Origin of the sequence: Mycobacterium sp., assembly GCF_040509115.1 — a bacterium.
Taxonomy (GTDB): Bacteria; Actinomycetota; Actinomycetes; order Mycobacteriales; family Mycobacteriaceae; genus Mycobacterium.
Genome location: NZ_JBEVLO010000041.1, coordinates 1 through 9083, shown reverse-complemented (window position 1 = coordinate 9083; position 9083 = coordinate 1). Strand labels below are relative to the sequence as shown.

The 9083-nt window shown below is 68.7% G+C and carries 9 protein-coding genes and 1 pseudogene; 5 read left to right on the top strand and 5 right to left on the bottom strand.

The features are described 5' to 3' along the window. A pseudogene (locus ABW137_RS03430) lies at window positions 1-385 on the bottom strand (hypothetical protein); the annotation flags it as partial. A 349-nt stretch (window positions 386-734) separates the two neighbouring features. On the opposite strand from ABW137_RS03430, the gene ABW137_RS03425 reads away from it, so the two are divergent. Together ABW137_RS03425 and ABW137_RS03420 are read left to right on the top strand one after the other, a co-directional pair. Next, a complete protein-coding gene (locus tag ABW137_RS03425; RefSeq protein WP_526396895.1) occupies window positions 735-1331 on the top strand; it encodes a MarR family transcriptional regulator in 597 nt (198 codons plus the stop codon). A 44-nt stretch (window positions 1332-1375) separates the two neighbouring features. Next, on the top strand, window positions 1376-2962 hold the full coding sequence (locus ABW137_RS03420) for a pyruvate, phosphate dikinase (RefSeq protein ID WP_526396899.1): 1587 nt from the start codon (window positions 1376-1378) through the stop codon (window positions 2960-2962). Window positions 2963-2974: 12 nt separating this feature from the next. Here ABW137_RS03420 and ABW137_RS03415 read toward each other — a convergent pair whose 3' ends face one another. Together ABW137_RS03415 and ABW137_RS03410 are read right to left on the bottom strand one after the other, a co-directional pair. Beyond that, window positions 2975-4348, bottom strand: a complete 1374-nt coding sequence (locus ABW137_RS03415) for an NtaA/DmoA family FMN-dependent monooxygenase (protein ID WP_526396893.1) — start codon at window positions 4346-4348, stop codon at window positions 2975-2977. Window positions 4349-4356: 8 nt separating this feature from the next. Further along, on the bottom strand, window positions 4357-5523 hold the full coding sequence (locus tag ABW137_RS03410; RefSeq protein ID WP_526396891.1) for an LLM class flavin-dependent oxidoreductase: 1167 nt from the start codon (window positions 5521-5523) through the stop codon (window positions 4357-4359). Window positions 5524-5778: 255 nt separating this feature from the next. On the opposite strand from ABW137_RS03410, the gene ABW137_RS03405 reads away from it, so the two are divergent. Next, complete coding sequence (locus ABW137_RS03405; protein ID WP_526396889.1) at window positions 5779-6033, top strand: hypothetical protein; 255 nt, start codon at window positions 5779-5781, stop codon at window positions 6031-6033. Between the two features lie 11 nt (window positions 6034-6044). On the opposite strand, the gene ABW137_RS03400 is transcribed toward ABW137_RS03405, so the two are convergent. After that, a complete protein-coding gene (locus ABW137_RS03400; protein WP_526396887.1) occupies window positions 6045-6830 on the bottom strand; it encodes an MBL fold metallo-hydrolase in 786 nt (261 codons plus the stop codon). Between the two features lie 102 nt (window positions 6831-6932). Here ABW137_RS03400 and ABW137_RS03395 point away from each other — a divergent pair, with 102 nt between their 5' ends. Both ABW137_RS03395 and ABW137_RS03390 read left to right on the top strand, forming a co-directional pair. Further along, on the top strand, window positions 6933-7715 hold the full coding sequence (locus tag ABW137_RS03395) for an alpha/beta hydrolase (RefSeq protein ID WP_526396885.1): 783 nt from the start codon (window positions 6933-6935) through the stop codon (window positions 7713-7715). 18 nt (window positions 7716-7733) lie between these two features. Next, window positions 7734-8978 carry a hypothetical protein gene (locus tag ABW137_RS03390; protein ID WP_526396883.1) on the top strand — a complete coding sequence of 415 codons (1245 nt, stop codon included), beginning with the start codon at window positions 7734-7736 and terminating at the stop codon, window positions 8976-8978. On the opposite strand, the gene ABW137_RS03385 is transcribed toward ABW137_RS03390, so the two are convergent. After that, window positions 8926-9083 (bottom strand): DUF1990 family protein (locus tag ABW137_RS03385; RefSeq protein ID WP_526396897.1); only part of this gene is annotated, 158 nt, incomplete at its 5' end. The two genes, ABW137_RS03390 and ABW137_RS03385, sit on opposite strands and share 53 nt — an antisense overlap.

Sequence of the window (9083 nt, the reverse complement as noted above, 5' to 3'; positions counted from 1 at the left end):
CCCGCCGCCGCCATCGCATGCGCCGCCACCCCAGGGCGACGGCGCCGACGGGCACTCCCGTGAGCACCAGCCAGGCCCACAGCGCTCCCGGCGGTGGCCCACCGATCAGTCCCGTCGTGCCGAGGTAGCAGTTCAGCGATACCGCCAGTGCCGCGCCGAGTCCAATGCCGACGGGCAAGGGGAGCAGTGACGCGCGACGCCACCGCCATCCGATACCGCCGGCGAGCGCCACCACCGTCACCAAGTTGACCGTCGCGGGAAGCCAACCGTGCATCAGCGACACGTCGGCGATCCGGTGGCGCAGGTACTCGGCGAAGTCCGAGAACATCATCGGCTCAGCGCGCCCCCCGTTTCGGACCAACTCGACGCTCAATTGTGCAGTCACTGCGCTGTGCAGTATCTGGGAGAAGCTGGGAGGACGCTGCCTGTGAGAGGCGACACGGCGACCTTCGTCTCGGCGACCTTCGTCTCAACGCCGTTGCCGATCAACGTCATTGCGTTGCGGCGTGCCTCGTCGAGAGGGGATGGCATGTCGACCGCGCCCTGGATGAGCAGTGTCAATGCCGGTGATCGATAGGGGCTCGACCACTTCGGGCGCTGCGGTCGAAGGCGACGGCCATCGGCGGATCGTTCCCGGGTCGGGCGGCGAACGCGACCCCCGGCATGGCACGCTCAATGCTCGAATCGACTTCAACGGCCGATCGTCGACGTGGCCGATCGGTAGGGAGCAATGCGTGATCGAGCTGAAGGTTCTGCAGGCGGTGCGGCTCAAGGGCCGGGTGAGCACCGCGGACCTCGCGGCGACGCTCGACGAGGACTCTCGGGTAGTGGCCGGCTGCGTCGAGGAACTCACCGACGCTGGACTGCTCGTCGCGGCGAAGACGATCAGGATCGATCCGGCCGGGCGGGACCGGTTGAATGACCTGCTGCGCGCCGAGCGGGCCGCCGCCGACCCTGCCGCTCTGGCCGACGTCTACAGCGACTTTCGTCCGGTGAACGCGACGTTCAAGACGGTGCTGACCGACTGGCAGATCAAGGACGGGCAACCCAATCCGCACGACGACACCGCGTACGACGCCGCGATCGTCGAACGACTGCACGGCGTGCATTCGGCGGTGGTGCCGATCATCGAGACCCTCGGTGGACTGCTTCCCCGCCTGCTGGCCTACAAGGCCAAGCTGACGACGGCGCTGGGTCGGGTCGACGCCGGCGACACCGCCTGGTTGGCCCGGCCCATCATCGACTCCTACCACACCGTCTGGTTCGAGCTCCACGAGGAGCTCATCCTCGCGGCAGGCGCCAGTCGGCACGACGAGGCCGAGTCTGGATGAAACCGACGGTGACCGGTGATGCGATCGACGGTGGGCCGCCGTCGGTGGTCCGCCTGGACGGAACCGCAGACCTGCCGCGGGAGCTGCTGGGCAACAAGGGTTTCGGAATCGATGCGATGTGCCGGCTCGGTCTGCCGGTGCCACCCGCGTTCGGCATCACGACCGCCGTGGGCGCCGACTTCCTACGCGATCCCGACGGGTGTCTCGACGGGGTGTGGTCAGAGGTCTGCGCCAACGTGCGCTGGCTCGAGCAGCAGTGCTCACGCACCTTCGGTGGGCGCGAAAGTCCGCTGCTCGTCAGCGTTCGCAGCGGCGCCGCCCAGTCGCTGCCTGGCATGTTGGACTCGGTGCTCGACGTCGGCATCGACGACGGCGTCGAGGCCGCCCTGGCCGCTGCTGCCACTCCCGGCTTCGCCAAGGACACCCGGGACCGGTTCCGCCGCATGTACCGCCGCATCGTGTTGGACGGCGACGAGGCCGGGTCGGTGCCCGACGACGTGTACGCGCAGTTGCGCAGCGCCATCGAAGCGGTGTTCGCCTCGTGGCGTTCACCGCGCGCGACCGCGTACCGGAACCACCACGGCCTCGATGACCTCGGTGGGACCGCGGTCGTCGTGCAGGCGATGGTGTTCGGCAACATGGCGCGCAATTCCGGTGCGGGAGTGCTGTTCACCAGAAACCCGATGACCGGCGCCGCCGAGCCCTTCGGCGAGTGGCGGCCCGGCGGACAGGGCGAGGACGTCGTATCGGGTACCCACGACGTGGAACCGATTGCGACGCTGCGGACGGCGCAGCCGCGCGTCCATCAACGCCTGCTCGACGCCGCAGACACCCTGGAACGGGTGTGGCGTGACGTACAGGACGTCGAGTTCACCGTCGAGGACGGCAACCTCTGGCTGTTGCAGACCAGGGTGGCGAAGCGGTCCGCCCAGGCCGCGGTGCGGCTGGCCCTGGCGTTCCTGGACGAGGGTCTGATCGACGAGGCGGAGGCGCTTCGGCGGGTGACGCCCGCGCAGGTCCGCGCCCTGTTGACGCCATCCGTTCAACCTGAAACACGGTTGGCCGCAACACTACTCGCCACTGGGCTGCCAGCGTGTCCCGGCGTCGCATCGGGGACGGCCTACACGGACGTCGACGAGGCACTCGACGCCGCCGACCGGGGCGAGGACGTCATCCTGGTTCGCCCGACGACCACCCCGGACGACGTGCACGGCATGGTGGCGGCGCTGGGCATCGTGACCGAGACCGGCGGCGCCGCGTCGCATGCCGCGATCGTCAGCCGCGAGATCGGCCGACCGGCGGTGGTGGGCTGCGGCGTCGGGGCAGCCGCTGCGCTGGCCGGCCGGGCGATCACCGTCGACGGCACCGAAGGCGAAGTGCGGCAAGGAATCTTGGAAACCTCGGCCTGGTCGGAGGCGGACACCCCCGATCTTCGTCGGCTGACCGCTCTGGCACGCACCGCGAGCCCGCTGCGCGCTCACGACGCGGGCGCGCCGTTCCCGGTCCTCGGTGCGCCCACGGAGGCGGCGGTACGCGCTGCGATGATCGCAGGCCACGTCGACGTGGTCACGACGGAACCGCTGATCGCCATGCTCACCGCGGTGCAAATCGGCGAAGCGGGAGCCGGGTAGGACCTGGCGGGCTCAGCCGACCCTGGCGACGGACGCGGTCGGCGCGGGCTGGGCGAGGCCCAGGTGATCGCGCAACGTCGTTCCCGTGTAGTCGGACCGGAACACGCCGCGTTCCTGCAGCAGCGGCACCACGCGGTCCACGAACGGGTCCAGGCCACCAGGCGTCACGTGCGGAACGAGGATGAACCCGTCGCTGGCATCGGCCTGCACCAGGTGGTTGATCCTCTCGGCCACCGTCTCCGCGGATCCGATGAAGTTCTGTCGGCCGGTGACCTCGACGATCAGTTCGCGCGTCGTCAGCTTCTCGGCCTCGGCCCTGGCCCGCCACTCGTTGGCGGTCGCGACCGGGTCGCGATACATGCGCACGCTGGCCCGGCCCCGCGAGATGGTGTTCTCGCCGACCACCGGATCCACCGAAGGCAACGGGCCGTCGGGATCGTGATCGGACAGGTCGCGGTTCCAGAGTTGTTCGAGGAACTTGATCGCCGTCTGGGGTGACACCTGAGCCAGGCGCACCTGGTGGGCCGTCTCGGCGGCCTCGGCGTCGGTGTCTCCGAGGACGAACGTCGCGGCGGGCAAGATCAACAACTGGTCGGGTCGACGGCCGTACTTCGCCAGGCGGCCCTTCACGTCGGCGTAGAAGGCTTGGCCGTCCTCCAACGTTCCGTGCCGGGAGAAGATGGCGTCGGCAGCGGAGGCCGCGAACTCACGCCCATGGTCGGAGTCGCCTGCCTGGAAGATGACCGGCCTGCCCTGGGGGCTGCGCGGGACGTTGAAGCGTCCGCTGATGTCGAAGTGCGCGTCCGAGAAGTCGAACGATCCGGCCTTGGGATCGGCCAGGAAGACGCCGCTTTCCTTGTCGGCGACGATCTCGTCGCCGTGCCAAGAGTCGAACAGGGTGTGCGCCGCCTCCAGGAAGCTCTCGGCGCGCGCGTAGCGCTGGTCCTCGGCGAGGTATCCGCCGCGGCGGAAGTTCTCGCCCGTGAACGCATCCCACGAGGTCACGACGTTCCACGCGGCGCGCCCATCGGACAGGTGATCGAGCGAGGCGAACTGCCTGGCGACCTCGTAGGGCTCGTTGAACGTGGAGTTGATCGTGCCGGTGAGACCGAGCCGGTCGGTGACGGCGGCGAGCGCCGCCAGGATGGTGAACGTGTCGGGGCGTCCCACCACGTCGAGGTCGTAGATCTCGCCGCCCTGTTCGCGCAGCCGCAGGCCCTCGGCGAGGAACATGAAGTCGAACTTTCCCCGCTCGGCGGTCTCGGCGAAGTGCACGAACGAGTCGAAGTCGATGTGGCTGCCCGACGCCGGGTCGCTCCACACCGTGGTGTTGTTTACGCCGGGAAAGTGAGCGGCGAGGTGAATCTGCTTGACTGGCTTGGTCATTCGCTGTCCTAGCTCGTTGCGGCGGTCGAGTAGCGGTTGGCGGGGCGGGCGAGGCCGAGGGTGTCGCGCAGCGTGGTGCCGGGATATGAGGTGCGGAACGCTCCGCGCGCCTGCAGTTCGGGGACCACGCCGTTGGTGATCTGAAGCAAGTCATGGGGCACCGTGGCGGGACGCAGTCGAAAGCCGTCGACCCCCGCTTCGTGCCACTGCTGAAGAAGGTCTGCGAGTTCGCCTGGCGTGCCGACGAACACCTCGGCGTCGCTGACGTACTCCCGCCCCAACGCGTCGTCGAGGTGCGCCTTGCGAGCCTTCGCCGCGTCGGCCTTCCCGTCCAGGAAGACCACCAGGTCGGCGAACACCCGAACGGCTTCGCCGTCGCGGTGCGCGGCCAGGACCCCGGCGATACTCGCGGCCTCGGCGGTGTCGTGCGGGGTGATGAAGCCCACGTCCGCGCTGCTGGCAATGAGGCCATGGGCGGCCTCGCCATGACCGAGGGCCGCCACGACGGGCTGTCCCTGCGGCGGTCTCGGCGTGATGGACGGTCCCTTGACCGAGAACCTCGGCCCGTCGAAGTCGATGTAGTGCAGCTTGTTTCGATCGATGAAGCGGCCGGTGGTCACGTCGCGAATCTCGGCGTCGTCCTCCCAGCTGTCCCAGAGCCTGCGAATCACCTCGACGTAGTCGGCGGCCTCGGCGATGAGCTCGCCAGCGTCGCCCGACTCAGGCACGCTTCGGCGACCGAAGTGCCGCGCCGCGTCCTCACTCGCCGTCACCTGCACCCGGACTCCCGCCCGACCCGAACTGACGTAGTCGAGCGTGGCGATCGCCTTGGACGCGTGAAACGGCTCGGTGTGCGTGACGACCACCGTCGGCAGCAGCCCGATGTGGCGAGTGCGGGGGGCCACCCGAGACGCAATCAGCACCGCGTCCAATCGGCCTCGGACGCGGTCGGTGCGATCGTCCGCGTGCAAGGGGTTGTCGAACTGGAGGGTCAGCCCGTCCTCGATCGTGATGAAGTCGACGAGACCGCGCTCGGCTTCGGTGACCAGGTCCACCCAGTAGCCGGGCGTCAGTAACTCAGCCGGTCGGGCGTCGGGTTCACGCCATGACGCGGGATGCCAACCCGTTCCCTCCAGGGCCACGGCCAGATGCAGCGGGTTCGAGCTTCCGGACACGTTGGTTCTCGCTTTCGTTGGCGCTCGACTACACAACGCGGCCGCGCGTCCAGGTCATCCCGGCGGATCGCGGTGCCGACCCCTCGATGATGGCCCTTCACCGGCCGAGCGGCACATCGGCGCTGGTCGTGAACCAGTCTCCGTGCCGTCGTGATCAGGTGCGAACAGATCGGCGCACGATGATGGGAACTCGACGCGGCTGCGGACGTCCATGGCAACGCTTGAGCCGCGATCCGAGGGGGAACCCCCACCGACATGGTGGTAGGTGACGAGTCAGTTCCGGTCGACGCCATCGGTCACGGCGACGTCATCCAGGATCCGGGAAACGGGAAGTGGATCACCGTGACACGCGTCGTGAGCGGCACCGTGAGGGTGACCAGCGAGCAGCCCATCTCCGCGGCTGCGGAGGACGTCGCGGGGCCATTCTGGAGCTTCTACGGCGACGAGCGGCTCGACGAGGTGATCACTCTCCGCGGCGAGGCACCACGCGTGCGTCGCCGCGTCGGCTGACACCACCGCCGTCAGGCGCTGGTGGCCACCGCTTCTGCGAGCAACGTCGGATCGTGCGACGAGACCATGAACAGATCGGGGTGGCGGGACGCGTACAACTCGGCGAGGCGGGCGTGGTTGTCCAGCACCTGCTTGCGGTCGAGGGCGACCAGCATTTCCGAGTACTTGAGCCCGACGGGAACCTTCGAGGCGCCGTCGAGCGTGCCCACGTAGTAAAACCCGTCGCCGCAGTGCAGCACCCACCGGTGACCGGCGTCCACGGCGACGCAGGCATGGCCGCGGCTGTGCCCGGGCAGGGAGATCAAGACGATGCCCGGCGCGATGGCGTCCAGCTCCTTGGCCGCCGCAAACCCACGCCACTTCTCCCCGTCGGGGTGATGCTCGACGATCTTCGGGCCGTGTGCCCACTGTGCGGACCGGAAGCGATGCCGCTCCTTCCTGGTCGGCGAACGCATTGCGCCGAGGGCTTCGGCGGCCGTCACGTGGATCTGGGCGTCGGGGAAGTCGGCGATGCCGCCGATGTGATCGATGTCGAAGTGAGTGACGATGACGTGGCGCACGTCGTCACGACGGAAGCCCAGCCTCTCCACCTGACGGGCGGCGGTCTCCTCGACGTCGAATCTGGGCCGTAGCAGGCGACGGGTCGGCCCGATCCGCTTGGGGTTCGCGCAGTCCAGCAGGCCGAAGCCCGAGTCGACGAGGACCAGCCCGTCGGCGGTCTCGATCAGCAGCACGTGACAGACCACCGGTGCGCCGGGGGAGTCCATGGATCCGCAATTGATGTGGTGCACCTTCACGACATCTCCCTCTACGACCCTCGCCGCTGGTCTCGGCGGCCGCGCCAACGATTACCTTGCGGGTAATCGAATCTCGACGCAGAAGTCACCATACTCGTCTCGATGGAGGCCAAACCCCCGCCCGCAAGCGACCCGACGAAACCACCAATCCTGTTCCTGCACGGCATGTTTGGACGACCGGCGCTCCTAGATCCGTGGACGCGCACCTTCGAGGCCAACGGGTACGCCGTCCACGTCCCGACGCTGCCCGGGCGCGAGCCCACCGACGACGACGTGCTCGCCCGTACCGGCATCGACGACTGTTACGCCGTCGCGGTCGACGCCTACGACCGCATCGGTGCACCGGCGATCGTCGTCGGGCACAGCATGGGTGGGCTACTCGCTCAGCGGATCGCCGCTGCGCGCCAACCCGTCGCCGCCGTGCTGCTGGCCTCGATCCCGCCCGGCATTCTCTGGCCGCAGTTGCGGCCGATGCCCCACCTGTTGCCGCTCATCCCGAGAATCCTTGCGGGCAAGCCGATCCTGCCGTCGGCGAAGACGATGCGGGAGGTCCCGTTGAGCACCCTGCCCGGTGCGGAGCAGGAGGCGCTGATTCCCCGACTGGTTCGTGACTCGGGGCGCATCTTCCGCGAGATGTTCACCGGTGCGCAGTCCACCAGGGTCGACGCATCCGCGGTCAGCTGCCCGGTGCTGTGCGTCAGCGCAGGCTCTGACGAGAACGTGGCCCCCTGGATCTCGCGCCGCATCGCCAAGCGGTACGGCGCCGAGCAGCAGGACCACCCCAGACTGCCGCACTGGATCGTTGCCGAGTCGGCGCTTGACGAGGTGGCCCCGCCGGTCCTGGAATGGTTGCGGCGAACGGTGGTCTCATCCACCGGTGGATGAGCGCCGGACCGGAGGACCATGACCAACCCTCGCCGCAGTCACCACGGCGCCATCACCCGCGACGCCAGCGGACCAAGTGCCGCAGAGGCATTCGTCATCATCGCCATCGCGACCATCCTCATCACCAGGCTCTACCTCCAGCTGACCGGGTATCCACAGATCGGAGGCGGAGACCTGCACATCGCCCACGCCCTCTACGGCGGCGCGTTGATGATGCTGGCATTGATCGTCGGCTGGATGACGCTGGGGTTCGGGACGCGGGTGGCGTGCGTCGTAATGGGCGGCGTCGGATTCGGGCTCTTCCTCGACGAGGTCGGCAAGTTCGTCACGAAGGACAACGACTACTTCTACGGACCCTCCGCCGAGATCATGTACATCCTGGTGGTCGTCATCCTGGTGGGCGCCCGCATCGTGCGGGACTTCCGGCCGCTGAGCGCGCAGGAATGTCTGGCGTCCGCCGCGTCGATCGCCGCGGACGGAGTCGCCCGCGGACTCTCGGACCGCCACCGCGAGATCGGCCTTGCCCTCGTTCATCGCGCCTGCGACGAGGGAGCCGACGCCGAGGACGTCCGCCGGGTGCGTGAGTTGCTGGCGTCGGCCGACCCGGCCTCGGATCGGCTGTACGCCGCGCAGCGTCGCGCGCTTGCGTTGATTCCCGACGTCTTCCGCAGTCCGCGGTGGATCCCGGTCGTCGGATGGCTGCTCGTCGTCGGATCCTTCGTCAGCGTGTCGTTGGGCGCACTCGGGGTGGCGCTCGGCGGCTACTTCTACGAAGACGACCGCCTGAAGGTCACCCTGGACGGGTTGAACGTGCCGTCGGTGATCCTGCTCGTCAGTGCCACCCTCACCCTCGGCATCGCGCTACCCGCGATGATCGCCAGGCGTCGCACGGGCGCGGCGTGGCCTCTGCGCTGGCTGCGCAACGCGGCCCTGATCTTCACGCTGCTCAACGCACTCGTCGACTTCGCCACGGAGGGCTTCGGAGCGCTGATCACTGTCGGGATCGGGCTCTTTGCGCTCGCGATCCTGTCGTATCACCTGGATCTCGCCGCCCGTCGTGAAACCGACGGCAGTCAGCCTGTCGGCACCGCCGACGGCAGTCAGATGGTCGGCACCGCCGACGCCGGTCACCCTGTCGGCACCGCCGACGCCGGTCACCCTGTCGGCACCGCCGACGCCGGTCACCCTGTCGGCACCGCCGACGGCAGTACTAGAGCGCCCGACGGTATCGCTGGGTCACCAGGCGCTGCGCCAGCGACGTGACGGGACCGCCCAATCGACTCCACCAGGTACCCGGCCGGGAAAAGGCGCGCACCTCGGCATGGACGGTCCCACCCGTCGGGTCGAAGCGGACGGAGAAGAGCTCCT

Bases quoted from the DNA above. Each gene is read 5' to 3' on its own strand.
- ABW137_RS03405 (WP_526396889.1), top strand. From the start codon at position 5,779: ATGGTGGTAGGTGACGAGTCAGTTCCGGTCGACGCCATCGGTCACGGC.
- ABW137_RS03415 (WP_526396893.1), bottom strand. From the start codon at position 4,348: ATGACCAAGCCAGTCAAGCAGATTCACCTCGCCGCTCACTTTCCCGGC.
- ABW137_RS03395 (WP_526396885.1), top strand. From the start codon at position 6,933: ATGGAGGCCAAACCCCCGCCCGCAAGCGACCCGACGAAACCACCAATC.
- ABW137_RS03390 (WP_526396883.1), top strand. From the start codon at position 7,734: ATGACCAACCCTCGCCGCAGTCACCACGGCGCCATCACCCGCGACGCC.